Here is a 24,630-nt window from a genome sequence, read left to right on the forward strand (position 1 = left end):
CACCGGTCATGTTGCAAGAGCGAACATGATGCAATGACGTGTACTAAAAATCCATTTTTCTTAACACGTCACATGTTGCAACTTACCAGACCACTTCCGCCATCGAGCAGTTCAGGCCAGAACCAATCCCCATCAACGCGATGCGGTCGCCCTTCTTCAAACGGCCGAGTTCCTTGAGCTTGCTCAGCACGATCGGTACCGAAGCCGGGCCGATGTTGCCGTGTTCGCCGAAGATGGTCATGACCTTGGCCGGATCGATGCCGAACGACTTCACGAACGACGCAGTATGCGGGCGGCTGACCTGGTGGATGACGAACTGGTCCAGTTCGTCCACCGCCCAGCCCATCGCCTGCTTGGCGGCCAGGAAGGTCTTCTGTGCCAGCTTGATGCCTTCGATCAGCAACAGGCGGGTGTCGGTGACCATGCGATCCAGGTTGCCGCGGCACAGCTTGTTCCACTCGGTGGCCGACCGGGTCACGCCACCCTTGTAGCGCGGCGCGTCGGGCACCAGCTCGGTGCGCGCCATCACCATGGCCGCGGCGCCGCAACCCAGGGTCAACGCAGCGAGCTCGTTGCGGAACTCCTCTTCGGTGACGTCGGGCGAGGTCATGCGCTCGAGGGTCTTCTCGTACACCAGGTTGGCGGTTTCACCGTCGACGACCAGCGCGTAGTCGATCTCGCCGCGCTCGAGCATGCGGGCGGCGATGTCCATGCCGTTGATGAAGGCGAGGCAGGCGTTGGCCACGTCGAAGGTGACGCAGTGATCGCCGACCCCGAGGTTGCCGGACACGATGGAGGCCGTGGACGGCTCCAGGTAGTCGCGGCTCACCGAGGTGTTGACCAGCAGGCCGATCTTCTCGATGCCGATGCCGGCGTCGAGCAGTGCCTTGCGTGCAGCCTGGGTGGCGGCGTCCGAGGCCTGGACATCCTGGTCCCACAAGCGCCGTGCATGGATACCCGCAACGTCGCCCAACACGTCGGTCCGAATCCCGAGGCGGTCGTAGGTCGGTTGCAGGCGCTCGTTGATTTCCTTGGAAGTCAGCGTGTGCGGCGCATCAATATGCGCCAGTCCCGCGATGGAGACATTCTGGAAGAGCATCGAAGTAGCGCCATGGCGTCAGGCGAGGGGGCGCTAGTCTAGCCGCTGGCTCGTTTTACCGCATCTTTACAATTGCAGCGGCCGCGCCCCAGCCCAACGGTTCAGCGCGGCGGGCAGCGGAAGGCATTGAAACGCTGGCTGCCATCGGCCGGCTGACCCTGCGCCTGGACCGTGTTGGCATTGGCGCCCGGCGCCTCGTTGCGTGCCAGCGTTTCCAGCTCTTCCTGCACCCGCAACGGGTTGCGGTTGTAGAAGCCGACCTTGCTCTTGACCGACACCACCACCTCGCCCTGCTGCTGACAGCCAGCTGGCACAGGGCCTGCGGGCAGCACCTGCACGTTTTTGCCGCTTTGTTCGATGGGCACCCAGGTGCAGGCCGCGGTGGTGGCGGCAACCAGAACAGACAGCATCAGCACGCGCATAAGTCGTAGACCCCTGAGGACGAAGCCGGATTGTGCCGCAGTTGCCGGCCGGCGATCGGGTTGCGCCGCATGGCCGCACGCCGCTCGTTCAGCGCACTGAACGTCGCCCCGATCGTGGTGTTTTCTCGATTCCAGCGATGTCCGGCGCCCGCACACACGTCCGGGTGTCCGGACGCGGACACGGCCTCCGCGCGCAAATCCCTTGCAAAACAATGCTCTGTCATTGGCACGTTGCTTGCTCCATGTCATGGGCAGGCAACGAACCCAGTTGTCTCGACGACTGAAAATGACTGCAAGCTGAATAAATAAAATTGCGCCGCGAAAGTCGTTGCGCTTACCGAAACGGTGTACTACCTTACTACCACACCACTGATCGCCCACACCAAGAGACCTCGCCATGAAGACCCAGACCCTGCGCATCGCCCTCTCCGCCGCCCTGCTTGCCGGCACCACCCTGGCCGGTTTCGCCCGGGCCGGCAGCCTGACCACGCTGGACACCGTGCAGGTGCGCCCATCGGCCGACCAGCTTGCCCAGCAGACGCTGGAACGCACCAGCGCCATCCGCACCCTGGCCGCCGTGCAGGTGCGTCCGTCCGCCGATCAGCTGGCCGCCTTGGCCGCCGAACAGGCCGGCCCGCGCGTCGTCACCCTCGCTGCGGTGCAGGTGCGTCCGTCGGCCGACCAGCGCGCCGCACTGGTGACCCGCAGCACCGCTGCCACCGCGCAGAGCACCTCCGGCCAGGCTGCCGCTGCCATCGGCGCGCTGATGGGCCAGGTCATCGTCAACCTGCCGGTGCCGCAGCTGCAGCCGGCGCCGGTCGAACTGGAAGCGCTGGTCAACGCCGCCATCAGCCTTTGAGCATGCGCGCAGCTACACTGCGCGCATGTCAGCCCCCGTCCTCGATGTCATCCTGTTCCAACCGGAAATTCCGCCCAATACGGGCAATGTGATTCGCCTGTGCGCCAACACCGGCGCGCGCCTGCACCTGATCGAGCCGCTCGGCTTCGACCTCAGCGACAAGCAGCTCAAACGCGCCGGCCTGGACTATCACGAATACGCCACCCTGCAGGTGCATGCCGACCTGCCCACCGCCCTGGCCGCGATCGCGCCCAAGCGCGTGTTTGCACTGAGTACGCGCAGCACCGTGCGTTACGACGCACCGCAGTTTGCCGATGGGGATGCCTTCCTGTTCGGCCCGGAAACCCGCGGCCTGCCCGCCGACGTGCTGGAGTCGATCCCGCCGCAGCACCGGCTGCGCCTGCCGATGCGCCCGGACAACCGCAGCCTCAATCTGTCCAACACCGTTGCGGTGATGGTGTTCGAAGCCTGGCGCCAGTGGGACTTCAGCGGCGGCAGATAGCCGCGGCGATGCGGACGGCTGCCTGACGGGGAATCCGTCCGCCCCCTGCCGACGCGCTGCATGCCGCACACGGCGGTCCAGCGTCCGGCGCATGCTCCACGCGCATGACCGCCCCGGGCGTTGCGGTTCGCTTGCCGCTGCGGAGCCCGTGCCAACGCCTCACTGCATCACCCGGCATCGGTTGCTGCCTGCAGCATGCCGCGGCAGCCTGCCCACAACGCCACCGCCAGCACGGCGATGCCGCCCAGCGCCAGAAACGCGATGCGATAGCCGAAGGCATGCGCCAGCCAGCCACCCAAGGCAGGGCTCAGTGCTGCGCCCACGCCCTGCACCGTCATCACCGCGCCCTGGCCGACATTGACGCGCCCGGTGCCCTGCAGCAATCGCGCCACCAGCGCAGGCACCACCACGGCCTGCAGGCCGGCGCCGAGTCCGTCGAGGATCTGCACCGGAAACACGCCCCAGCCCTGGATCAGCGACGCCGCCACCAGCGCACGCAGTGGCAAGGCCATGAAGGCCACCAGCAGCACCCACCAATGCCCGTGCACGCGGATCCAGCGCATCGCCAACAATGCCACCACCACCATCGTGGCCTGCGCGACCACGATGGTGGTGGCCGTCAGCGCGTTCGCATCGCCTGCATGCGCAGCCACGATGGCCATGCCGTAGAGCGGCAACATCGCCGCATTGCCCAGGTGGAACAACCCCAGGGTGATGGCCAGCAAGGCCAGCGGTCGGCAGGTCAACAACACCCGCCAGCCGCTGAGGCTGTCCGCGCCATCGGCCTGGCCCAGGCCGCGCGCGGCGCGGTGGTCGATGGCCGCAGACGGAATCAGCAGCACCGCCGCGATCGCCAGCACGCCGAAGGCGGCAGTGAGCACAAACACCGCCGCAAATCCGAAACGCCACCCCAGCCAGCCGGCCAGCACTGCGGCCAGCATGTTGCCGGCGTGGTTGGCGACCTGATTGCGCGCCAGTTGATGATCGAACCCGCGCGCGTGCACCAGGCCCAGGGTGATGCCGGTGAGCGCAGGGCCAATACCGGCTGCCGCCAACGCCGAGACGATCTGCGCGGTGACCACGCCGGAGGACGTCGGGTGCAGCCAGATCAGCGCCGTGGCCAGCAGGATGGCCAGGCAGCCAACCACCACCACGGCGCGCTTGCGCCGGGTGGTGTCGACCAGTGCACCGGCCGGGGTGGTGGCAAGCATGCCGGCGATGCCGCCCACACTCATCACCGTGCCGATCGCCGCCACCGACCAGCCCCTGGATTGCAGGAACACGCTGAGAAACGGCCCCAGCCCGTCCTGCACGTCGGCCACGCTGAAATGCAGCGCCTCCAGTGCGCGGCTGCCACGGGGACGCGGTGTGCTCATGCGCATCGGCGCTCTCCACGAAACGATGAACGGCGACTGCGCGCGCTAGGCTGCATGGGCAACTCGATGCCGATCGCATCGCGCCAACGCGGCAGTCGCATTGCGTACTGCTAGTGCTTCGGCTTCGGCTTATGCGCACCCGGGCCATGCGGATGCGCGATCGGCTTCAGCGACGCGGCCTTGGTGCCCAGCGCATGCGCGTGGATCAGCACGCCGTGCGGGGTTGTCCTGGTATCGCCTTCGGCCACCAGCGTCTTGCCGACCACCAGTTGTTTGGCGAAGTCCGCACCGGCGTGCGGCGGAAACCGCACCGTGACCTCGTCGTCCAGCAACACGCCATGCACCTGCCCATGCGGGCCATGCAGCAAGCGCGCGATGGTGCCGCTGTGCTGGCTGAGCTGCGGCTTGGGCGGCTTGCCGGCGGGCGGTTTGGGCTTGGGCTTGGCGTGCGGCCCGTGCGGGCCGTCATCGACGATGCGTTTGCCGCCTTCCGGATCGATCGCCAGGGCCACCAGCATGTCCACATCACGCGGCTTGAGGCCACGCACGGTCAAGGTGCTGCCGGGCTTGAGCGCCTTGAGCAAGGCGGCGGACAGATGCGGCGGCGTGTGCACTTCGGTGCCGTCGGTCAGCAGCAGGCCGTCGATATCGGCCTTGGGGTTGAGCAGAAAGCGCGCCAGCGTGCCGCGGGTTTCGGGGAGGAAATCAGGATCGACCCAATGCATGAAAGAACTCCAGAGAAAGGAAGGACCGGCCACTGCCGGCAAGCCGCGCCCGCCGCCACGCATGACACGTGGCGGAAGGCGCATAAAGGAAAGCGCAACGGAGGTACGCGCCACCGCGTGGACGGCAGCGCCGTGAATCAACGCGGCGCCGGAGCTGGCGGTGGCGGTGCGGCCGGCGGAACAGGCGGCGCCGGTGGTGCGGGCGGCACCGGGCCGTCCGGGCGCGGTGGGCTGAACAACGCGCGCTGCGAGGCGCGATCGCGGCCCAGTTGCGTGGCTTCGATGGCGCGGCCGTTGGCGGTGGCCACCCCGAATCCGCTCACGCTCAATGGCGCGCCGGCCCGCAGCAGATCGCCGAACTGCAGTGCCAGGTGCGGCGGCATCCGCACCAGCGTGCCATCGCTGAGCAATGCACCATTGGTCTCGCCACCCGGGCCGTAGACCAGCCGCTCGATGCGGCCTTCCGCCTGTAACGGCGTCAACGCGGCAGGCGCCGGGGGCGCTGGCGGCATGGCGGCGGTTGGCGGCCGGTCGACCACCTCACGCCCTCCACGATTGGAACGGATGCTGCTGGCGCGCAGCACCGGCAGGCTGCCCAGGCGATAGCCCTGCACGCTCACCGAATCGCCACGGCGCACCGCTTCCTGCAACTGCCCGGACAGATGCGGCGCAAACGCCACCTGGGTGCCATCGCGCAACCACAGGCCATCGACCTCGCCGTTGGGATTGAGCATGAAACGCTCGACCGTGCCGGTGATGCGCACTGGCGTGGCGGCCAGCGGGGCAGGCGGTGCGGGCGGCAGCGGTGGTGCCGGCGGTGGCGTGCCGACCGGCGCACGCGGTGCCACCGGTGCCGCAGGCGGTGTGGGAGCCTGCGCGGCAGCGGTCGCCACGCTGCAGGCCAGCGCGAAAGCAAGTGCGGTCTGACGAATCATGCGATATCTCCAACGCGGCAGGGATGCCGCTCGCCCTGGAGATAAAGCAGCAATCGTGCCAACGTCGAGCCCGTTGTTTTACAAGGGGTTTGCAGGTGCACGCTTACGGACAGGCGTCTGCGTTTCATACACCGCTGTCCGCTTTGCAGACACTTTGTAGCCTGGGGTGTGCGTCGACTCTGCAGGGCAAGAACGTATTGGACACGGTCAACGGCGGCGCGCGCGTGCGGATGTCAGGGCTGGATTCAAACGTGTGGTGCTGCACTTTCGGCTGCACCGTTTGACTGTTTGCTGGTGGAATGCCCTTGGCCAATGCTGCGAGTGGCAGCGGCGGCAAGCAACCAGCAGCAGTGCGCGCGACAACAAGTGCGCGTGCTGCTGTGCGCTTCCTGCTTGGTGACCAACGCGTCATCCTGCACACATGGCGTTGGGCCTGATCGCTGCGACTACTGCAAGCCGTACTCATCGAGCTTGCGGTACAGCAGCTGGCGATGGATGCCGAGCCGGCGCGCGGCTTCGGCGCGGTTTCCGCTGCTGTGCGCCAGTGCGTCCTGGATCATCTGCTTCTCCAGCCGCGCCACTGCCTCGGGCAGGGTGCCTTGCAGCGGCGCGGCCGTCAGGGGTTGCTCGGCACTGTGATCGAGCGCGTCGTCCAGATCCGCGGCAACGATACTGTGGCCGCGCACCAGCAGCTGGCTGCGTTGCATGACATTGCGCAGCTCGCGCACGTTGCCGGGCCATGGGTAGGCCAGCAGCCGCGCTTGCGCATCCGCCGACAACGCACGCGCCGCACCGTCGCCGGTACGCAGGAAGTACTGCGCGAGCAGCACGATGTCCTGCCCACGCTCGCGCAGCGGCGGCAGTTCGATCGGCACCACATTCAGGCGATAACGCAGATCGCTGCGGAACTGCCCTGCGGCCACCCACGCGGCCAGATCGCGGTGCGTGGCCGCCAGCACGCGCACTTCCACCTTCTGCGCGCCGCGCCCGCCCAGCGGCGTCACCTCGCCTTCCTGCAGGAAGCGCAACAACTTGGCCTGCATCGGCAGCGGCATGTCGCCGATCTCGTCCAGAAACAAGGTGCCGCCATCGGCTTCGCGAATCAGGCCGATGCGGTCGCTGGTCGCCCCGGAAAAGGCGCCCTTGCGATGTCCGAACAATTCGCTTTCCATCAACTCCAACGGAATCGCCGCGCAATTGACCGCAACGAATGCCGCCGCCGCGCGCGCACTGGCGCGATGCAGGGCGCGCGCGACCAGTTCCTTGCCGGTGCCGGTTTCGCCGGTGATCAACACCGGCAGATCGGAAGCCGCCGCCAGCCCGATGCGTTTATGCACGTTGCGCATGGCCGGGCTGTGGCCGACCAGGCCATCGTCGTCGGGTGGTTCGCTGGCTTCGGCATCGGTGTGTCCATCGGCGCGACTTGCCAATGCACGCTCCACCACCTCGACGATATCGGCACGCCCCACCGGCTTGACCAGATGATCGAATGCACCCAGCGTCATCGCCTCGATGGTGTTGCCGCTGGACGCGTACGCGGTGAGCATCACCAGCGGCACCTGGCGCGCGCGCGGATCGTCCGCACGCGCACGCAGCACCTGGATCCCGTCCATCCCGGGCATGCGGAAGTCCACGAACGCCAGCGCGATGCCGCCCTCGCTCAGGCGCATCAATCCATCGGCGCCGTTATCGACCGCGATCACCGTATGGCCGAGCGAGCGCAGCGTTGCCTGCAAGGTGGCCAGAAACGCCGCGTCGTCGTCGATGATCAGGATGCGCGCCATGGCAGCTCCAGGATGAAATGGGTCATGCCGTCGGCGTGTGCGTAACGCACCTGCCCGCCATGTGCGCGGGCGATCTCGCGCACCAGCGCAAGCCCCAGGCCATTGCCGTCGCTGCGGCCGCTGACGAACGGCTCGAACAGCTGCGCCGCGATGGTCTCGGCGATGGCCGCGCCACGATTGCTCACCTGTAGCTGCAGCAACCCATCGCTGGCGCTGGCCTCCAGTGTCACCGTGCTGCCGGCATCGGCGTGCTGCAGCGCGTTGCGCAGCAGATTGTGCACGGCGCGCCCGAGCTGCTGTGGGTCGAACGTCCACTGCAGCGGCGTGTCCGGGGCGCGCAACCGGGGCGCAGGCGCGCCTGGTGGGAGCAAGGCCGGATCGAGCAAGGTCGCCAGCCAATCCTGCACCACCACCGTTTCCAGCTGCAGGCGGATCGGCTGCACCATGCCGAGCAGGCTTTCGACCACCCCGTCCAGGCGACGGATCTGCCCCAGCATCAGCTCGCCGTGTGCGGCATCGTCCGGCGTGCCCTGGCGCATGGCGATGTCGTTCTCCACCGCCAGGCGCATCGTGGCGATGGGGTTGCGAATCTCGTGTGCCACCGTGGCCGTCAGGCGCCCGAGCGCGGCCAGCCGCTCGTGCCGTGCCAGCTCCTCGGCCAGCCGCCGTGTCTGCGCCAGGGCCTGCGCATTGCGCTGTGCGTAATCGCTCACCGCAGCGCCCAGCCGGTCCAGTTCGGGGGCACCGGTGACCGGAATCTGCGGAAGTTCGGTATCGGCGGCCAGCGCCTGCTGGATGCGCTGCAGGCGCTGGCTCCAGCGCCGCACCACCACGCCCAGCGCGATCGCCGACACCGCCACCATGGCGAAGATCAGCAACATGCCGATCACCAATGGCCGCCAGGCATCGGAGGTGCTCGCCGGCACCCGCGACATGGCCCATGCCGCAGTACCTGCGGCCAGCGGGCAGGCGCTGATCAACACCACTTCACGGCTGCCGTCGCGACGAAACTCCACGGCCTTGTTGCCCACCGCACTCTGCCGTGCAGTGCTGACGATCGTGGTCCACTCGGCAGCCGGGATGTCGGTCTTGTGATCGCTGCCGTCATAGGTGGGATAGGCGTAGGCAACGAATCCCTTATCGAGATTCCACACCCCGCCCTCCACACCGGGCGCATCGGCCAGCACCAGTTGCACCACCACTGCAGCCAGCCCGGCGCCGTTGTCGCCGCTGCGCGCCGCCTCGCTCGCGCCGGCGTAGCGCTGCACGATGCGCGTGCACTGCGCGGTCAACTGCTGACGCGCCTCGTCCAGGCGCACGCCTTCGGTCTGTCGGTACAGGCCATACAGCATCGTGGCCACGCCCACGCAGGCAGCCAGGATCACCACCCAGATCAGCAGCAACTGGCGCAACAACGAACGAGGCATGCGAGGGTCCGGTAAAGACGTGCAGTTTCAGAGCGCTGCCACTGTGTCAGCGCATGTTGGTCTTGACCAGATCGATCACTTCATCGCCGCGCCCGCTCATCACTGCCTTGAGCAGATACAGGCCCATGCCCTTGGCCTGTTCCAGCTTGATGGCCGGCGGCACTGCCAGTTCCTGCGTGGCGATGCGCACATCCACCAGCGCCGGGCCGGAATGCGCGAAGGCCTGCCGCAATGCGCGCTCCAGTTGCGCGGACTCATCGACGCGGATACCCAGGATGCCCATCGCATTGCTCATTGCAGCGAAGTCCGGATTACGCAGCTCGGTGCCGGTATCCAGATAGCCGGCAGCCTTCATCTCCATCGCCACGAAGCCGAGCGAGGCATTGTTGAACACCACGATCTTCACCGGCAGGCGCAGCTGCGCCAGCGAGATGAAATCGCCCATCAGCATTGCAAAGCCGCCATCACCGGACAGCGCAATCACCTGACGGCCCGGATATGCCGACTGTGCACCCAGCGCCTGCGGCATCGCATTGGCCATCGAACCGTGGTTGAACGAACCCAGCAAGCGGCGTTGTCCGTTCATGCGCAGGTAGCGTGCGGCCCACACAGTGGGCGTGCCGACATCGCAGGTGAACACCGCATCCTGGTCGGCGATCTGGCTGATCATGCGCGCCACGAATTGCGGATGCAGCGGCTCGCCCGGATCGGCCGGCACCGCCAGATCGTCCAGCCCTTCGCGCGCCTTGCGATAGTGCGCCAGCGACTTGTCCAGGAAGTCGCGTTTTTCGCGCCGCTGCAGCTGCGGCAGCAAGGCGGCGATGGTTTCGCCCACGTCCGCGGCAATGCCCAGCTGCAATGGCGTGCGCCGTCCCAGCGCGCCCGGGTCGCGATCCACCTGCACGATGGTCGCGTCCTTCGGGTAGAACTGCCGATACGGGAAATCCGTACCCAGCATGATCAAGGTGTCGCAGTTGAGCATCGCGTGGTAGCCGGAGCTGAAACCGATCAGGCCGGTCATGCCGACATCGAACGGGTTCTCCCACTCCACATGTTCCTTGCCGCGCAAGGCATGCACGATCGGCGCGCCCAGGGTGTCGGCCAATGCCACCACCGCATCGTGCGCACCCGCGCAACCGCTGCCGCACAGCAGCGTGACCGCTTCGCTGTGCTGCAGCAGTTCGGCCAGCTGCTGCACATCTTCGGCGGCCGGCAGCACGCGCGGCTGGCGCAGTGGGGGCCAGGCCGTGGGAAGGTGCTTGTCCACTTCCAGCAGCGCGATATCGCCGGGGATCACCACCACTGCCACACCTTGCTGCAGGATGGCCGCACGCATCGCGCGGTGCAGCACTTCCGGGAGTTGCGCCGGGTTGGTTACCAACTCCACGAAATGACTGCACTCGCGGAACAGTTCCTGCGGATGCGTCTCCTGAAAATAATTCAGCCCGATCTCGGACGAGGGAATATGCGCGGCGATCGCCAGCACCGGCTGGCGGCTGCGATGGCAATCGAACAGCCCGTTGATCAGGTGCAGGTTACCCGGCCCGCAGCTGCCCGCACAGACCGCCAGCTTGCCGGTCACCGCCGCCTCGGCGCCGGCGGCGAACGCGGCCACCTCTTCATGGCGCACATGCATCCACTCGATCGTCTGCATCTCGCGCAGGGCATCGGTCAGGCCGTTGAGGCTGTCGCCGGTCAACCCCCAGATCCGCTCCACCCCCGCGCTCTGCAGCGTCTCGGCCAGAAACCGCGCCAACGTCTTTTTCTTCGCCACGATGCAGCTCCACGCTTGTTCGACAAGCCTGGCATGCTCCCAGCCACGGCGTCAGCACAATGTGCTTGCAAGCAGCAAACGCGGCAAACATCACTGAAAAACAGCCGCTTCTAGACATGCGCGTCACATCGACGCGAGGTAACCGCCAATGCATCACGCTTTGTACGTGCGCTGCGCGCATTGCGTTTTGATGACAAGGAAGCGCAGCTGAACCGGGCGCGATGATTTACGCACCAGTCAGTTCAAAATTCAGGCCGCGTTCCATCGAATAACGGAGAATTTACATCTCGGCAGCGAACGGCATCCGCCTCAGCGCCGGCCCAAACCATAAGTACAGGTATCGATCATGAAGAATTCACTGCTGGCCCTCGGCCTTCTCGCAGCCCTGCCGTTTGCGGCCTCCGCTGCTGAAAACCTCTCCTACAACTTCGTCGAAGGCGACTATGTGCGCACCCCGACCGAAGGCCGCGATGCGGATGGTTGGGGCGTGAAGGCGTCCTACGCCGTCGCTCCGAACTTCCACGTGTTCGGCGATTACAGCAAGCAGAACGCTGACGACAACGACAACGTGTTCGAAAGCTCCAACTCCGACTTCCAGCAGTGGGGCGTCGGCGTGGGTTACAACCAGGAGATCGCCACCAGCACCGACTTCATTGCCCGCGCTGCCTACCGCAAGCTGGACCTGGACACCCCTAACATCAGCTTCGACGGTTACAGCGTTGAAGCCGGCCTGCGTAATGCCTTCGGCGAGCACTTCGAAGTCTACGCCCTGGCTGGCTACGAAGACTTCTCCAAGAAGCGCGGCATCGACATCGGCGACAACTTCTACGGCCGCCTCGGCGCCCAGGTCAAGTTGAACCAGAACTGGGGCATCAACGGCGACATCCGTATGGATGGCGACGGCAACAAGGAATGGTCGGTCGGCCCGCGCTTCAGCTGGTAAGCCGCACGTTTGACTGCAACGCGACTCTCTCTCCCGCGTTGCATTGGAAGCCCGGTCCCCCGACCGGGCTTCTTTCTTTTGGGCGATCGGTTGGCGATATGATGCGCATCGCTGCACGGCGGTGGTGGGTAATGCGGGTCCTGCAGGCGCATGGAACCTCGCGCTCAGGCAGTTGCTTTTTCCCGCCGGTCGTTGCGATCCGCATCAACAAAAGCCCGGCATTGCCGGGCTTTTTGTTGATGTCCGTGCAATGCGCGCCAACGCGCCATGCCGCAATCAGGTGAACAAGGTCTGCGGGTATTCGGGCTTGCGCTCGCGTGCCAGCAATTCCTTCAAGCCTGCTTCCGGGGTGATCTCGCCATGCAGCACCGCACGCACGGCGTTGGAGATCGGCAGCTCGATGCCGTGATGCTCGGCCTGGCGCATGACTTCGTCGGCGGTCTGCACCGATTCCACCACCTGGCCGATCTCGCGGATGGCATCGCTCAGGCTCCGTCCGCGTCCCAGTGCCAATCCCAGCCGTCGGTTGCGCGACAGATCGCCGGTGCAGGTCAGCACCAGGTCGCCCAGGCCAGCCAGACCCATCAAGGTTTCCGGACGCGCACCGATCGCCGCCGCCAGCCGCAGCATCTCGTTCAAGCCGCGCGTGATCAGGCCGGCGCGTGCGTTGAGGCCCAGCTGCATGCCATCGGCCACACCGGTGGCCACGGCCAGCACGTTCTTCATCGCGCCACCAAGCTCGGCACCCACCATGTCATCGCCGGTGTAGGCGCGGAAGGTGGGGCCATGCATGGCATCGGCCACGACCTGCGCAAACGCCGCATCGTCGCCGTGCACGGTGATGGCGGTCGGCAGGCCGAGCGTGACTTCCTTGGCGAAGGACGGCCCGGTCACCACGGCCAGCGGAACGCTGGGGCCGAGGATGTCGCGCGCCACTTCGTGCAGGAACCGCCCGGAGCCGGGCTCGAAGCCCTTGGTCGCCCACGCCACGCCGGCACCGGCCGGACGCAACGGTGCGATCAACCGGATCGTCTCGGTGAACGCATGCGAAGGCACCACGACCAGGATCCAGCCGGCATCGGCAATGGCCAGCTGCAGGTCGGTGGTCGCGCGCAGGCTGTCGGGCAAGGCAATGCCCGGCAGATAGCGTACGTTTTCATGACGGCGGTCGATGGCATCCACCATCGCCGCATCGCGTCCCCAGAGCACGGTCGGATGACCGTGTCTGGCGAGCAGCGCGGCCAGGGCCGTGCCCCAGGAGCCGGCGCCGAGAACGGCGATCTTCTGTGTCGAATCGCTCATCGGCGCACGCAAGGCTTAGGCGTTGCCAGCCGGCTCGGAATCGGCCAGCGAGGTGCCTTCGCCCTGCGAACGCTGGCGCAGGGTTTCTGCATACAGCGCTTCGAAGTTGATCGGCTGCAGGTAGAACGGCGGGAAGCCACCGGCCTGGATCAGATCGCTGACCAGCGTGCGCACGTACGGGAACAGGATGTTCGGGCACTGGGTGCCGAGCAGCACGTCGATCGCCTGCGGCTCCAGGCCGACCAGGCCGAACACGCCGGCCTGCTGCACTTCGGCCACATAGGCGGTCTTGCCACCGGCGGTGCAGGTCAGGGTCACGGCCAGCACGACTTCGAAGGCGTTGTCGTTGAGGCGCTGCACCTTCTGGTTGAGGTTCAGCTGCAGCTCGGGCTGGTTGGCGTCATTGAAGACGGCCGGCGCGTTCGGCGATTCGAAGGAAACGTCCTTGACGTAAATCTTCTCGATGGTGAAAGCGGGGCCAGCAGCGGCGTCGGCCGGCGCAACCGCGCCGTTGATGATTTCGTCGGACATTCCTAACTCCAGAAACGGTTCGGTGGATGCAGCGTTGAATGATGCAGACGTGAAAGTGCAAGTCTCTCACGCCAGCAATGGGGACTTGCCCGGCGCCTCACAAGATGCGGTCAGGCGCGGCCCTTGACCAGCGGCAGCTCGGCGATCTGCCAGGCGGCCACGCCGCCCTCGAGCCAGTAGACCTGCTCGAAACCGGCTTTCTTCAGCGTCTTGGCCGCGCCTGCGGAGGCATTGCCGTTGCGGCACACCACCACCACCGGCGATGCCTTGGCGTTGGCGAGCAGCTTGCCGGCCGGGTCGAACTTGGCCAGCGCCACGTTGCGGCTGCCGGCGATATGGCCTTTTTCGAAGTCGGCGGTGGGCGACAGGTCGATCACCAGCGCGTTCTCGCTGTTGATCAGGCGGGTCAGCTCGGCCGGCTTGAGTGCGCGGTACCCACGGAACAGGCGCGCGACCTCGGTGACGATCAGGGCGATGGTCAGGCCCACCAGGGCCAGCGACAACATGGGGTTGCGGCCGACAAAGGCCTGCAGCTCTTCGAAATTCACGGGGTCAGGGTCAGTCAAGCGGGCGGGAATTGTCGCACAGCTGGCGCGCGCGCCGGCCAGCGCCCTCGGCACGGGCTATTGGCCCTGCCACAGATCGGGCAGGCCGCTGGCCAGCCACCAGCGTTTGTGCTCGTTATCCCAGCGCCACAGCTCGATGCTGCGCACCAGCCGTTCGGCCTGGGTATTGCGGTTGATCACCCGCAGCTCGACCTCGCGGCGCAGGTCGCCGTTGACGTCTTCGCCCACCCGCAGCTCGCGGTAGCCGGAGATCTGCACCTGCTCGTAGCGCGAGCGTTCCAGGTCGCTGAGCGGATGCGCCTGGGCATAGGTCGGTTCGACAAAGCCCTGCGCGGCATCGAAATCGCTCCAGCGCACGGCGGCCGTGTAGGCGGCCTGGGTGGTTTCCAGCGCGCGTGCCTGGGCACGGCTGCCGGCAGACACCACCCCGCTGACCATCGTCAGCCCGAGCAACAGCATTGCCCCGATCACTGCACGCATGCGCATTCCCCCAAGTCCAGCGCGCATCCTACCGTTTTGGAAACGCCACGAAGCGCCCGCTCAAGGTGGCCGCCGCCGCGCCGGAACCCAGCGCGATCTGCGCACGCATGCCGATGCGCGCCTTGCCGCGCTGCCGGAAGGTCGCCAGGAACGCCTCCCAGCTGCCGAGTTCGGACGGCTCGGCATTGGCCACCAGGTCTTCGTAGACCGGGGCGACATAGCGCAGCTGGCTGTCGGCCACGTAGACATCGGCACTGTGCCCGGCCAGTTGCAACTGCAGCGTCAGCCAGCCCCAGCTGGCCAGCGTCATCAACGACGCCAGGCTGCCGCCGAACGCATTGGCCTTGTCGTTGACGTTGGCCTGCAGCGGCGCACGCAAGCGCAACGCTCCGTCATGCAGGCCGTCCACGGCAATGCCCATCGACAGGACCGGCGGCATGGCGATGAACTGTTGCTGCAGCGACTGCAGGGCGGATGCGAGCGTGCACGAAGGAGTCATCGGCAAAGGCTGGAAGACGGCGAAGGCCGGCATCATGCCGCAATGTTCCGCGAGCGTCTTGTGCACTGGAATGACATGCGGTACCGCATGGTGAAACACGTTCAGCGCCGTCTCGTTGCACGCCTTCGCTATCGCGCCGCTCAGGGCGCGAACACGACCTTGCGGTAGCCCTGCGCCACCCGCAGCAACGCGGTGGCCCTGGCCTTCCACTGCGCACTGCGCTGCTTCTGCGCCTGCGTCAACGGCGCATCGATGGTGCTGGTGAACACGATCTGCTCCGGAGCGGCGTGGAAGAACTTGTCCTGGATGCACGCGGCCGGCGACAGCTGATAGGTGGACAGTTGCTGTGCGACCGGCGATTCGTTCCAGCCGAACAGGAAGATGTCGGCCATGGTGTGCCAGCGCACATCGGCCGCCAGCAGCAGGCGCGCCGCCTCGCGGCTGAGGAGCAACGCCCCGGCGCAGACCGGCCAGCAGTGTTGATGGGGCGAGGGACGCACCAGGCGCAGCTGCCGCCCGCCGACTTCGGCGACCTTGGCGTCGAGCTTGATGCGGTTGTAGGACGGTTCCAGCCGCACGATGCTGTTGCCGCCCGGCAGCCACGCGCTGCTGCGCAGCAGCGCCGGCAGCGCGTCGGACAGATGCATGTCGTCTTCGAAGATCGCGGTGTAGGCGTCGTCGGAGTCGGCTGCGATGCGCCACGCGGCCTGATGGCTCAGGAAGCAGCCGATGTTGGAGGCGGTCCACTTGCGCGGGCCGGTGCTGAAGGCATCCCCGGAGCCTTCCAGCGGCCGCGCGCGTGCGAAGTCGGCAATCTGCGCAGGCGTCAGGGTGGCGCCATCGACCGCGGCAATCCGCTCGAACGGCAGGCCCAGCGCCTGGAACCGCGTCGCCATCGCCTGCAGGCGGTCACCGCTGCGCTGCATGTTGATGAGGTAGGACTTGATCACGGCGCCACTCCAGCTCGATCGTCGTGGCGGAGCGTGGGCGGAAGCGATCAGTGGCACAGACACGGGGACGAGGTTCTGGCCGCAGAAACGCAGGCATCGCGGCGGGCAGGCACGCAAGGCCGGACAACGCGCCAGGATCAACGCGTCGTCGGCGCCACCGCAACGCGCGACAGCTGCCCCGATACCTCACCGCTCTCGCATAATCACTGGATGACATCTCCCGCCCCCGCTGCCGACGCCTGGACCTTGATCTCGCTGCGGCCCAGCGGTGCGCACGCCCCACTGCGGCGTGCCGCCGCGCGGCACGGCGGACGGTTGCTGGCACTGTCGCCGTGGCGGCTGCAGACCAACCACACCCCACAGGCACTGGCCGCATTGCGGCAAGCCTTGCACGCGCCGATCGCGGTGTTCACCAGCCCGGCCGCGGTGCATGCGGCGCATCGCCTGGCGCCGCTGCAACGGCCGGCGCAGGCGCACTGGGTCAGCGTGGGCGATGGCACCGCGCGCGCGCTGCAGGCCTGCGGCATCGACACGGTGATACGTCCGACGCGCATGGACAGCGAGGGCCTGCTCGCGTTGCCGTTGTTCCGGCAACCGCTGCAGGCCGTCGGGCTGATCACCGCCCCCGGGGGGCGCGGCATGCTGGCGCCGGCCCTGGAGCAGCGTGGCGCCCGCATCCTGCGCGCCGATGTCTATCAACGCGTGGCGCTGCGCCTGCGCGCCTCGTCAGTGCAGGCGCTGGCCGATGCGCTGCCGGGATGTGTCTTGGCGCTGAGCAGTGCCGAGGCGCTGACGTTGGTGCTGCAGCAATTGCCCGCATCGCTGATCGACGCGCTGCGGCAACGCCCGGTGGTGGCGTCCAGCGAACGCATGCGGGAATGCGCACACGCCGCCGGCTTCCATCAGGTGGTGCGCGCCGCAGGGCCCTTGCCCGAGCAATTGGCCGCGGCTGCCGCCGCGATCGTGACACCATCGCGACCTTGCTGAACTTCGAACGCCAGCACGGCTTGCGGGTGTCTGCCGCTGCACGCCATGCTGTGGCAGATGATGGCGGCACCTGCACCCGTCGTGACCGCGCGAGGATGGACGAATGACCGAACTGCCCGCTTCCACGCGACGCTTTCCCCTGGCATGGCTGCTGCTCGTCCTCGCGCTGGCCACCGTGGGCGTGGCGCTGTTGTTCGGTTGGCGCGCGTGGCGGGACTACCAAGGCACGCAGCTGCAGGCCGCCCAGGCGCAGCAACAGCGCTGGGATGGCGCACAGCAGATGCTGGAGATGCTGCGCCGTGACCAACGCCTGGCCAACGAACGCCTGGCGGATGCGGCAGCCACCAACCGCGTGCTGCGCGACGAGATGCTTGGCCTGAGCCAGCGCAGCGCCCTGCTCGAGGAAACCGTGCAAAAGCTCGCCGATCCCAACCGCCATGGTGCACAGGCGCTGCGGCTGGATGAGGTGGAGCTGCTGCTGCGGCTCGGCCAGCAGCGGCTGAGCATCGCCGGCGATGCCGATGGCGCGCGCCGCGCCTATGCGCTGGCCAATGCCGCACTCAATGGCGTCGACGATTCCGGCTATCTCAATCTGCGCCAGGCGCTGGTGCAGGAACGCGACGCCCTGGATCGCCTGGGTGCCGGCCCGCAGGCGCAGGCTGGTCACACCCTGGATCAGTTGGCCGGTGAGCTGCAGCGCCTGCCCGAGCAGACCGCCACCGACAGCGAGGCCGCGCGACCGTGGTGGCAGAAAGCACTCTCGCCGCTGGTGGACATCCGTCCCAGCCGTGACGATGCGCTGCTGACCACCGGCGCCGACCGCCACGCCGCGCGCGACGCCCTGCAGATCGAAGTCAGCCTGGCCCGCGCCGCGGCCGAGCGCGGCGATGCCGCCGGTTTTGCGCAATCGCTGCGGCGCGTGGATACCTGGACCACCCGGCTGTGGCCGGATTCGCCACAACGTCGCCAGGTGCGTACGCGCCTGCGCGCACTGCAACAAGCGCCACTGCGTCCGCACCTGCCGGAACTGGGCACCACCCTGCTGCAACTGCAGGCCATGCGTGAAGGGAGATCCACCCAATGAAAGTGTTGCGTACCGTCTTGATCCTGTTGGTTGCCGTGGCGCTGGGCGTGCTCGGTGCGCAATGGCTCTCGCATCAGACCAGTTACGATCTGGGCAATGTGGTGGTGAGCGTCGGCGGCAACGACTATCGCGCCGCCATGCCGCAGGCGTTGCTGATCCTGGTCATTGCGCTGCTGGTGCTGTGGCTGGTGTGGACGCTGGTCAGCCTGCCGTTCCGGGTCTGGGGCAAGTATCGCCGCAAGAAAGGCCGCGCCCGCCTGATCGAAGGCCTGCGCGCAGCCGATCATGGCCAGTGGCAGCGTGCCGAGCGCCTGCTCGTCAACGCCAGCGAGGATGCCGACGTCAGCGGCATCGCCCTGGCCAGTGCAGTGCGCGTTGCCGATGCCCGCGGCGATGAGGTGGCGGCCAATGCACTGGCCCAGCAATTGGCCGAGCGCGACCCCACCGCGCACGCGCTGCTGCAGGGCGAGCGGCATCTGGCGCGGCAACGCCCGGTCGAGGCGATCAACGCGCTCGATCATGCCAGCGCGCAGCCACTGCCGGCGCGCGGCCTGCTGCTGCGCACGCACGCCCTGGCACAGATCGGCCGTGCCGACGAGGCCTACGGTCAGCTCGGCGCATTGCGTCAGCAGGCGGTGCTGGCACCGGAGGCCTACAGCGCACTGGAAGCCACGCTGGCCGAGCAGACGCTGTTGCAGGCCGGCGATGCCAATGCGCTGGCCGAACGCTGGGAAGCGCTGCCCAAGCCGCTGCGCACCTATCCCGCAGTGGTGGGCGCCTACGCACAGCGCGCGGCGGTGCTGCACTGGGACGATGCGGCGGTGCATAGCCTGGAACAGGCGCTGGACGCGCAGTGGGACGAATCGCTGGTGCGTCTGTACGGCGTGCTGCCATTGGAAAAATACGATTCACGCCGCGCCAGTGCACAGCGTTGGCTGACCCAGTACCCGGACAGCCCTGGCCTGTTGCTGACTCTGGCGCGTCTGGCACGCCACCAGCAGCAGTGGTCGCAGGCTGAAGAGTTCCTGCATCGCGCAGTGGCCAATGGCGCGGGCAGCGAGGCCTGGGAAGAACTCGGCCACGGCTTTGCCGCCGCGGGCGACCTGCTGTCCGCGCAGCATTGCTACGCCAATGCCCTGCGCGCCGCACGCGGCGAGCCGGTGCACGAGGGCCTGCCGCAGCAGTCGCTGCGCGGGCCGATCGTATCGGCATACCCAACGCCGCCGGCCGACCCGCTCGCACCGGACGATCGCCTGCCTTGATCGCTGGGGTCTGATCGCTGCGGCAACGCTGCGCGGACAAAGCAAAGCCCCGGCCTGTCCGGGGCTTTTGCTTTGTCCGCGTCTGCACGCGAGAACCGCCACGCAGGTTTACCGGCCTGCCGGGAGATCTGCAGGAGCGCGACGCACAACCGCTCTGAAGGCGTGTGCAGGCGCACCGCCACAAATTACCAATCGCGTGCGCGCCGGGGTGGCGCCGGCAACTCGCGCAAGAACGCATCGCAGGCGCCCAGGAAACGCGACTGCGCGTCGTCGACCGAGTGCGGCGACAAGACACGCGACCCCAGTCTGCCGATCAACAGCATGACCGCCATCACGCCCGCGCCGGCCAGCCAGCCGATCGCGCCATCCAGCGCCAGACCACCTGCCAGCAATGGCAACACCGACGCTCTGGCGATGACGGCATAGCGTACCCGGCGCCGCTCATGCTGCAGGCACAAGGTCACCACATGCGCGCTGCGCTTGCGCAGCACCAGGGCCAGGATCAGATACGGCAGTACGCCCATCAGCAGCGCCAGATAGATCGCCGGATGATGCCAGTGGAAGATGTAGCGGCGCGGCGAAGTGTCGGCCGACGCATTGCACCTGACGCAACGTGGCGGCAGGTCGGCGCCCGGCGTGCACACCAGCACATCGCCCTCGCGCCACACGGCACCGTGCGCCGGAGGCAGGTAGAGCGTGGGTGGTTCGCGTGCATCAACGTTCGACATCCATGCGTCCTTGCAGGTTGGAGGTTGGGGATTGGGGAGTGGGGATTCGTAAAATCAGGAGTCCGCTTCATGCTTTGCGAATCCCCACTCCCGAATCCCCAATCCCACGATGCCAAGCAGCGTCAGCGCTCGACGATGGCCACCACGCCCATACCGCCGGCGGTGCAGATCGAGATCAACGCCCGCCCGCCGCCGCGCTCTTCCAGTTGCTTGGCGGCAGTGGCCACCACACGCGCGCCGGTGGCGGCAAACGGGTGGCCGGTGGCCAGCGACGAGCCCAGCGGGTTGATCTTGTCCGGGTCGATACGCCCAAGTGGCGCTTCCAGCCCCAGGCGATTACGGCAGTAATCCTCGCTTTCCCAGGCGCGCAGCGTGCACAGCACCTGCGCGGCGAAGGCCTCGTGGATTTCGTAGATGTCGAAGTCCTGCAGGGTCAGGCCCTGGCGCGCCAGCATCTGCGGTACCGCAATGGTGGGCGCCATCAACAGGCCTTCGCCATGCACGAAATCCACCGCCGACACCTGCGCATCGCGCAGATAGGCCATCGGGGTGTGGCCGTGCGCCAGCGCCCAGGCTTCGCTGGACAACAGCACTGCGGCCGCACCGTCGGTGAGCGGGGTGGAGTTGGCCGCGGTCAGCGTGCCGCGGCCGGAGGTCTTGTCGAAGGCCGGGCGCAGCGTGGCCAGCTTTTCCAGCGAGGTGTCGGCGCGCAGGATGTTGTCGCGCGAGACGCCGCGGAACGGCGCGATCAGCGTGTCGAAGAAGCCGCGCTCATAGGCGGCGGCCAGCTTGTGATGCGAGGACACCGCCCATTCGTCCTGCGAATCGCGCGAGATGTTCCATTCCTTGGCCATGTCCTCGCAATGGTCGCCCATGCTCTTGCCGGTGCGCGGCTCGGCCACGCCGGGGAATTCGGGCTTGAGCTCGCCGAACTTGAAGCCACGCAGCAGCGCCTTGAGCTTGTCGCCGGTGGCCTTGGCGCGGTTGGCGGCCATCAGCCGCGCGCGCAGCTTCTTGCCGTAGACGATCGGCACTTCCGAGGTGGTGTCCGAGCCGCCGCCGATGCCCGAATCGATCTGGCCCAGCGCGATCTTGTTGGCGATGGTGATCACCGAATCCAGGCTGGTGCCGCAGGCGCGCTGCAGGGTGATGCCCGGCGTCAGCGGCGACAGCCCGGACGACAGCGCCGCCTCGCGGGCCAGGTTCCAGTCCGAGGAGTGCTTGATCACCGCCCCCATCGCCACTTCGCCCAATTGCTGCCCATGCAGCCCGAAGCGCTCGACCAGCGCGCCCAGCGTGCGCACCGACATGCCCAGGTTGCCCACGTCCGCATAAGCGGTGTTCTGACGACAGAACGGGATACGAACGCCGCCCAGGATGGCGACGGGACGGGCTGCGGGCATCGGTTGACCTGGCATGGAGGACTCGGGGACATGGCCTGCACAGGGCCGGCAGGCATAATGGCCGCAGTGTAGCTTCGACCCCGTGATGGGCCAACCGCGAATCATGAGCAAGACCGAACACGGCGTGACCGCCATGGGTGTGATGGCGCTGGAATTGACGGGCGGCACCGCCCCCGAGCGCGGCGCCCTGGCGCCGGACCAGGCCGGCATGCTGGCCGAACGCATCGGCCGCGACCTGGCGCAATGGATCCCCGAAATCCGCGAGCTCGAGCTCAGCGTGGCAATGGCGCATTTCGACCCGGCCGAAGTGCTGCGGCCCGGCTGGCCGCTGCATCGCCGGCTGGACGAGCTGCATGCACGTGCGCCCGGGCGCGACCAGGGCCCGCGCGTGCTGGCGTTTGGTGCCGATGCCCAGGGCGAGATCCCCTTGCCCTTCCAGGCCGACCCGCAGCTGATCGGCGGCGGCCTGCGCGTGCTGCCGTTCCTGCTGTCCGGCGATCCGCAGACCGTGGCGACGGTGGCCGATGCGATGGAAGAGGTGCTGCTGGCCCAGGGCATGGCGCAGGCCGATACCGCGCTGCTGGCGCAGGAAAGCTTCGGCGCACGCATCGAGCATGCGCGTTATCTCACCGCGCACGACCTGGCGGCGATGATGTCGATGCAGTACGACAACCAGGGCCTGGCGCCGCTATGGCCGCTGATCGAAGCCGCCCTGCTGGCCCCGCACACCGAAGAATGGCTGGAGCAGCCGCCCGAGCCGGTGCTGCGCTATGTCGACGGCGAAGTGCGCATCGCGCTGTTCGACCCGGCCGGCTGGTGCGATTACTACCAGCACGACCGCGAGCATTGCGAGCGCCTGCGCGGGGTGTATGAGCAGTATCTGTCGCGTCAGCGGCAGATGGCCGCAGTGCTGGAAGCCCACGGGCTGCCGGTGCTGTACGTGCATGTGGAACCGGGCCAGGATCCGCGCCAGGCGCTGGCCGCGTGAGCCGGACGCCCGCTTCCACGGCGCCTGCGTTGCAGGGCGTCCTGGAAACCGGCGTGTATGTGGCGGATCTGCAGCGCGCCTGTGCGTTCTACGCCCGCGTGCTGGGAGTGGACGCGATGTATTGCGACGCACGCATGGCCGCATACGCAATCGCGCCCGGGCAGGTGCTGTTGCTGTTCCTGCAAGGCAGTACCGCCGCGACAGTGACGCTGCCGGGCGGCACGATTCCGCCGCATGATGGCAGCGGGCGCACGCATTACGCACTGGCCATCGCTACCGATGCACTCGCCGCATGGGAAGCACACCTGCAGGCCTGCAACGTGCCCATCGAAGGCCGCACGCAGTGGCCGGGCGGCGGGCAGAGCCTCTATTTCCGCGACCCGGATGGGCATCTGCTGGAACTGGCAACGCCGGGGCTGTGGCCGAATTACTGAGCCGGTGATGCCGCCGATCTGGTGCCGGCGATCAACGTCAGCTGCCTGCACAGCGCGCCCGGATCGGTCCGTAGCGACATCTCGATGCGTACTGACAGGCCCCATGCAACGCGCGATGCGCGGCATGCCGAAGGCGCCATGCGCCCGCACACACACACACATGAGCGGATCGCTCCCAGTGCGGCACAAAAACAGCAACGCCGCGGCGATCGATCACCGCGGCGTTTTGCCGGGCTGCTGGCGTGTCCTGCTTACTTGGTTGCCGCTGGCGCGTTGTCGGTGGTGATCACGCCGCAGGCCAGGCGACCGCCGGCGTTGCCGGTGGGCTGGGTCTTGTAGTCGTCGGCATCGGCATGCACGATCACCGCGTGGCCGGCGATGTCGAACTGGTCGGCCTTGCCGAGGTTGACGTTGCTCGACACCGGGCCATCGATGCTGGCATTGCCCTGCGCATCGGCCTTGATGTTGGGCATGTCGCCGCCGTGGTGCGGGTCGGCACTGACGGCGCCGTGATCGGATTGGGCCGGATTGAAGTGGCCACCGGCACTGCTGCCGTCCGGTGCGCTGCAATCGCCCTTCTCGTGGATATGGAAGCCATGCTCGCTGTCGGGCTTGAGGCCACTGAGCTGGCCGGTGACACGCAGCGCGCCGTCGACGATCTTGAAGCTCACCGTCCCTTTGACCTCGCTGCCCTTGGTCGGCTTGAGTTCGGCGGTTGCGGTGGTGGTGGCCGCCGCTTCGGTGACCATGGACGCGGCGTGCTCGCCGCCATGCGCCGCTTCGGCCGGTGCGCCGGCCTGCGGCGCGGGTGCAGGATCGGCCGGGGCGGGCTCATCGCGCTTGCACGCGGTCAGCACCAGCGCGGTGGCCAGGAACAAGGTGGTTGGAAGAATGCGCATGAGTAACTCCTGTAGAAAGGCCGCAGCTGCAGCCAGGGGTGCCCCGACTCAGGGCTGCGAAGGGGGTGTGCGCCACTGGGTGACGCGGATGACGCCGCAGGCCAGACGTGCGCCGGCATTGCCGCTGGGTTGGCTGCGATAGTCGTCGGCATCGGCGTGCACGACCAGCGACTTGCCGACCACGTCGGTGGGCGCGGCATCGCCCAGGGTGATGCCGGCAACGATCATGTCCAGATGCGCGACACCTTCGGCATCGGCACGCAGGTTGTCCATGTCGCCGGCGTGGTGGGGAGTACTGCCGGCACGTCCGTGCGGCGCACCGGCGGGATTGAAGTGCGCACCGGCACTGCTGGCGTCGGCGGCGCTGCAATCGCCGCGTTCGTGCACGTGGAAACCGGCCACGCCGCCGGGGCGCAGGCCACCGACCGTGCCGGTGATGCGGATGCCCTGCAACGCCGGCACCAGCACCACCCGACCGCTGACCAGGCTGCCCGACGCCGATGCCAGCGCCGCTTCGGCCTGCTGGACCGGACGGACCGGCACCACGCGCGCCGCCGGGGGTGGAGGCGGTGGCGGCGGTGGCGTGCTGCTGCAGGCGGCAAGCGCCAGCGCGGTGAGGGCAACGATCGTGGGCGACCGGTAACGCATCGAGCTGTTCTCCTGATCAGGCT

Annotated in this window: 25 protein-coding genes and 1 pseudogene; 8 read left to right on the plus strand and 18 right to left on the minus strand. The window is 67.5% G+C overall.

The window, feature by feature from the left end:
• Positions 1-82 precede the first annotated feature (82 nt).
• Complete coding sequence (locus tag EO141_RS18225) at positions 83-1,099, minus strand: 3-oxoacyl-ACP synthase III (RefSeq protein WP_016903994.1); 1,017 nt, start codon at positions 1,097-1,099, stop codon at positions 83-85.
• A 101-nt stretch (positions 1,100-1,200) separates the two neighbouring features.
• The gene (locus tag EO141_RS18230; RefSeq protein ID WP_104649618.1) at positions 1,201-1,521 is read right to left on the minus strand and encodes a DUF4156 domain-containing protein; all 321 of its coding nucleotides are present in this window, start codon (positions 1,519-1,521) and stop codon (positions 1,201-1,203) included.
• Between the two features lie 397 nt (positions 1,522-1,918).
• Here EO141_RS18230 and EO141_RS18235 point away from each other — a divergent pair, with 397 nt between their 5' ends.
• Positions 1,919-2,380: a hypothetical protein gene (locus EO141_RS18235; RefSeq protein WP_127169883.1), complete on the plus strand. Its 462-nt coding sequence runs from the start codon at positions 1,919-1,921 to the stop codon at positions 2,378-2,380.
• A 25-nt stretch (positions 2,381-2,405) separates the two neighbouring features.
• Positions 2,406-2,882 carry a tRNA (cytidine(34)-2'-O)-methyltransferase gene (locus EO141_RS18240; RefSeq protein WP_104585404.1) on the plus strand — a complete coding sequence of 159 codons (477 nt, stop codon included), beginning with the start codon at positions 2,406-2,408 and terminating at the stop codon, positions 2,880-2,882.
• 167 nt (positions 2,883-3,049) lie between these two features.
• On the opposite strand, the gene EO141_RS18245 is transcribed toward EO141_RS18240, so the two are convergent.
• The 6 genes from EO141_RS18245 to poxB all read right to left on the minus strand — a co-directional run bounded on the left by EO141_RS18245 (position 3,050) and on the right by poxB (position 10,885).
• Positions 3,050-4,264, minus strand: a complete 1,215-nt coding sequence (locus tag EO141_RS18245) for an MFS transporter (protein ID WP_104649620.1) — start codon at positions 4,262-4,264, stop codon at positions 3,050-3,052.
• 104 nt (positions 4,265-4,368) lie between these two features.
• Positions 4,369-4,983: a hypothetical protein gene (locus tag EO141_RS18250; protein ID WP_127169884.1), complete on the minus strand. Its 615-nt coding sequence runs from the start codon at positions 4,981-4,983 to the stop codon at positions 4,369-4,371.
• Between the two features lie 137 nt (positions 4,984-5,120).
• Positions 5,121-5,918, minus strand: coding sequence for a hypothetical protein (locus EO141_RS18255; RefSeq protein ID WP_127169885.1), 798 nt, complete (start codon positions 5,916-5,918; stop codon positions 5,121-5,123).
• 446 nt (positions 5,919-6,364) lie between these two features.
• Positions 6,365-7,702: a sigma-54 dependent transcriptional regulator gene (locus EO141_RS18260; protein WP_127169886.1), complete on the minus strand. Its 1,338-nt coding sequence runs from the start codon at positions 7,700-7,702 to the stop codon at positions 6,365-6,367.
• A complete protein-coding gene (locus EO141_RS18265; RefSeq protein ID WP_127169887.1) occupies positions 7,687-9,129 on the minus strand; it encodes an ATP-binding protein in 1,443 nt (480 codons plus the stop codon). Before EO141_RS18265 ends, EO141_RS18260 begins: the two co-directional genes overlap by 16 nt.
• Before the next feature lie 46 nt (positions 9,130-9,175).
• Complete coding sequence (gene poxB / locus EO141_RS18270) at positions 9,176-10,885, minus strand: ubiquinone-dependent pyruvate dehydrogenase (protein WP_184631008.1); 1,710 nt, start codon at positions 10,883-10,885, stop codon at positions 9,176-9,178.
• Between the two features lie 364 nt (positions 10,886-11,249).
• On the opposite strand from poxB, the gene EO141_RS18275 reads away from it, so the two are divergent.
• Positions 11,250-11,846: a diffusible signal factor-reguated Ax21 faimly virulence factor gene (locus EO141_RS18275; protein WP_127169889.1), complete on the plus strand. Its 597-nt coding sequence runs from the start codon at positions 11,250-11,252 to the stop codon at positions 11,844-11,846.
• Between the two features lie 276 nt (positions 11,847-12,122).
• On the opposite strand, the gene EO141_RS18280 is transcribed toward EO141_RS18275, so the two are convergent.
• From EO141_RS18280 to EO141_RS18305, 6 genes are all read right to left on the minus strand, one after another.
• On the minus strand, positions 12,123-13,148 hold the full coding sequence (locus EO141_RS18280) for an NAD(P)H-dependent glycerol-3-phosphate dehydrogenase (protein ID WP_127169890.1): 1,026 nt from the start codon (positions 13,146-13,148) through the stop codon (positions 12,123-12,125).
• Between the two features lie 15 nt (positions 13,149-13,163).
• Positions 13,164-13,679, minus strand: a complete 516-nt coding sequence (secB, locus tag EO141_RS18285) for a protein-export chaperone SecB (protein ID WP_006451124.1) — start codon at positions 13,677-13,679, stop codon at positions 13,164-13,166.
• A gap of 110 nt (positions 13,680-13,789) precedes the next feature.
• Positions 13,790-14,227 (minus strand): rhodanese-like domain-containing protein, encoded by a 438-nt coding sequence (locus EO141_RS18290; RefSeq protein ID WP_104585420.1) that lies wholly within the window; start codon positions 14,225-14,227, stop codon positions 13,790-13,792.
• A gap of 75 nt (positions 14,228-14,302) precedes the next feature.
• A complete protein-coding gene (locus EO141_RS18295) occupies positions 14,303-14,725 on the minus strand; it encodes a hypothetical protein (RefSeq protein WP_127169891.1) in 423 nt (140 codons plus the stop codon).
• Positions 14,726-14,753: 28 nt separating this feature from the next.
• Positions 14,754-15,224: a YiiD C-terminal domain-containing protein gene (locus EO141_RS18300; RefSeq protein WP_026064546.1), complete on the minus strand. Its 471-nt coding sequence runs from the start codon at positions 15,222-15,224 to the stop codon at positions 14,754-14,756.
• Between the two features lie 140 nt (positions 15,225-15,364).
• Entirely contained in the window at positions 15,365-16,174 is an 810-nt protein-coding gene (locus tag EO141_RS18305; protein ID WP_104585424.1) for a glycosyltransferase family 25 protein, read from the minus strand.
• Between the two features lie 186 nt (positions 16,175-16,360).
• Between EO141_RS18305 and EO141_RS18310 the strand changes: the two are divergent.
• The 3 genes and pseudogenes from EO141_RS18310 to EO141_RS18320 form a co-directional block, all read left to right on the plus strand.
• Positions 16,361-17,161: pseudogene (locus EO141_RS18310) on the plus strand (uroporphyrinogen-III synthase); the annotation flags it as partial.
• 103 nt (positions 17,162-17,264) lie between these two features.
• Positions 17,265-18,245, plus strand: a complete 981-nt coding sequence (locus tag EO141_RS18315) for a uroporphyrinogen-III C-methyltransferase (RefSeq protein ID WP_127169893.1) — start codon at positions 17,265-17,267, stop codon at positions 18,243-18,245.
• On the plus strand, positions 18,242-19,507 hold the full coding sequence (locus EO141_RS18320; RefSeq protein WP_119129279.1) for a heme biosynthesis HemY N-terminal domain-containing protein: 1,266 nt from the start codon (positions 18,242-18,244) through the stop codon (positions 19,505-19,507). Before EO141_RS18315 ends, EO141_RS18320 begins: the two co-directional genes overlap by 4 nt.
• Positions 19,508-19,692: 185 nt before the next feature.
• Here EO141_RS18320 and EO141_RS18325 read toward each other — a convergent pair whose 3' ends face one another.
• Entirely contained in the window at positions 19,693-20,235 is a 543-nt protein-coding gene (locus EO141_RS18325) for a hypothetical protein (RefSeq protein WP_127169894.1), read from the minus strand.
• Between the two features lie 122 nt (positions 20,236-20,357).
• Positions 20,358-21,653, minus strand: coding sequence for an acetyl-CoA C-acetyltransferase (locus tag EO141_RS18330; protein ID WP_104649631.1), 1,296 nt, complete (start codon positions 21,651-21,653; stop codon positions 20,358-20,360).
• Between the two features lie 88 nt (positions 21,654-21,741).
• On the opposite strand from EO141_RS18330, the gene EO141_RS18335 reads away from it, so the two are divergent.
• Positions 21,742-22,626, plus strand: a complete 885-nt coding sequence (locus EO141_RS18335) for a hypothetical protein (RefSeq protein ID WP_164739295.1) — start codon at positions 21,742-21,744, stop codon at positions 22,624-22,626.
• Complete coding sequence (locus tag EO141_RS18340) at positions 22,623-23,060, plus strand: VOC family protein (protein ID WP_127169895.1); 438 nt, start codon at positions 22,623-22,625, stop codon at positions 23,058-23,060. Before EO141_RS18335 ends, EO141_RS18340 begins: the two co-directional genes overlap by 4 nt.
• A 251-nt stretch (positions 23,061-23,311) precedes the next feature.
• On the opposite strand, the gene EO141_RS18345 is transcribed toward EO141_RS18340, so the two are convergent.
• Together EO141_RS18345 and EO141_RS18350 are read right to left on the minus strand one after the other, a co-directional pair.
• Entirely contained in the window at positions 23,312-23,959 is a 648-nt protein-coding gene (locus EO141_RS18345) for a superoxide dismutase family protein (RefSeq protein ID WP_104585440.1), read from the minus strand.
• A 48-nt stretch (positions 23,960-24,007) separates the two neighbouring features.
• A complete protein-coding gene (locus tag EO141_RS18350) occupies positions 24,008-24,607 on the minus strand; it encodes a superoxide dismutase family protein (RefSeq protein ID WP_164739296.1) in 600 nt (199 codons plus the stop codon).
• Between the last annotated feature and the right edge of the window lie 23 nt (positions 24,608-24,630).

This window comes from Xanthomonas sp. BRIP62415, assembly GCF_003993515.1.
Classification (GTDB): domain Bacteria; phylum Pseudomonadota; class Gammaproteobacteria; order Xanthomonadales; family Xanthomonadaceae; genus Xanthomonas; species Xanthomonas euroxanthea.

What these genes read in the sequence shown, in the direction of transcription:
- EO141_RS18225 (WP_016903994.1), bottom strand. Translation starts at nt 1,099, where the DNA reads ATGCTCTTCCAGAATGTCTCCATCGCGGGACTGGCGCATATTGATGCG.
- EO141_RS18230 (WP_104649618.1), bottom strand. Translation starts at nt 1,521, where the DNA reads ATGCGCGTGCTGATGCTGTCTGTTCTGGTTGCCGCCACCACCGCGGCC.
- EO141_RS18235 (WP_127169883.1), top strand. Translation starts at nt 1,919, where the DNA reads ATGAAGACCCAGACCCTGCGCATCGCCCTCTCCGCCGCCCTGCTTGCC.
- EO141_RS18240 (WP_104585404.1), top strand. Translation starts at nt 2,406, where the DNA reads ATGTCAGCCCCCGTCCTCGATGTCATCCTGTTCCAACCGGAAATTCCG.
- EO141_RS18245 (WP_104649620.1), bottom strand. Translation starts at nt 4,264, where the DNA reads ATGCGCATGAGCACACCGCGTCCCCGTGGCAGCCGCGCACTGGAGGCG.
- EO141_RS18250 (WP_127169884.1), bottom strand. Translation starts at nt 4,983, where the DNA reads ATGCATTGGGTCGATCCTGATTTCCTCCCCGAAACCCGCGGCACGCTG.
- EO141_RS18255 (WP_127169885.1), bottom strand. Translation starts at nt 5,918, where the DNA reads ATGATTCGTCAGACCGCACTTGCTTTCGCGCTGGCCTGCAGCGTGGCG.
- EO141_RS18260 (WP_127169886.1), bottom strand. Translation starts at nt 7,702, where the DNA reads ATGGCGCGCATCCTGATCATCGACGACGACGCGGCGTTTCTGGCCACC.
- EO141_RS18265 (WP_127169887.1), bottom strand. Translation starts at nt 9,129, where the DNA reads ATGCCTCGTTCGTTGTTGCGCCAGTTGCTGCTGATCTGGGTGGTGATC.
- EO141_RS18275 (WP_127169889.1), top strand. Translation starts at nt 11,250, where the DNA reads ATGAAGAATTCACTGCTGGCCCTCGGCCTTCTCGCAGCCCTGCCGTTT.
- EO141_RS18280 (WP_127169890.1), bottom strand. Translation starts at nt 13,148, where the DNA reads ATGAGCGATTCGACACAGAAGATCGCCGTTCTCGGCGCCGGCTCCTGG.
- secB (WP_006451124.1), bottom strand. Translation starts at nt 13,679, where the DNA reads ATGTCCGACGAAATCATCAACGGCGCGGTTGCGCCGGCCGACGCCGCT.
- EO141_RS18295 (WP_127169891.1), bottom strand. Translation starts at nt 14,725, where the DNA reads ATGCGTGCAGTGATCGGGGCAATGCTGTTGCTCGGGCTGACGATGGTC.
- EO141_RS18300 (WP_026064546.1), bottom strand. Translation starts at nt 15,224, where the DNA reads ATGACTCCTTCGTGCACGCTCGCATCCGCCCTGCAGTCGCTGCAGCAA.
- EO141_RS18315 (WP_127169893.1), top strand. Translation starts at nt 17,265, where the DNA reads ATGACCGAACTGCCCGCTTCCACGCGACGCTTTCCCCTGGCATGGCTG.
- EO141_RS18320 (WP_119129279.1), top strand. Translation starts at nt 18,242, where the DNA reads ATGAAAGTGTTGCGTACCGTCTTGATCCTGTTGGTTGCCGTGGCGCTG.
- EO141_RS18325 (WP_127169894.1), bottom strand. Translation starts at nt 20,235, where the DNA reads ATGTCGAACGTTGATGCACGCGAACCACCCACGCTCTACCTGCCTCCG.
- EO141_RS18330 (WP_104649631.1), bottom strand. Translation starts at nt 21,653, where the DNA reads ATGCCAGGTCAACCGATGCCCGCAGCCCGTCCCGTCGCCATCCTGGGC.
- EO141_RS18335 (WP_164739295.1), top strand. Translation starts at nt 21,742, where the DNA reads ATGAGCAAGACCGAACACGGCGTGACCGCCATGGGTGTGATGGCGCTG.
- EO141_RS18345 (WP_104585440.1), bottom strand. Translation starts at nt 23,959, where the DNA reads ATGCGCATTCTTCCAACCACCTTGTTCCTGGCCACCGCGCTGGTGCTG.
- EO141_RS18350 (WP_164739296.1), bottom strand. Translation starts at nt 24,607, where the DNA reads ATGCGTTACCGGTCGCCCACGATCGTTGCCCTCACCGCGCTGGCGCTT.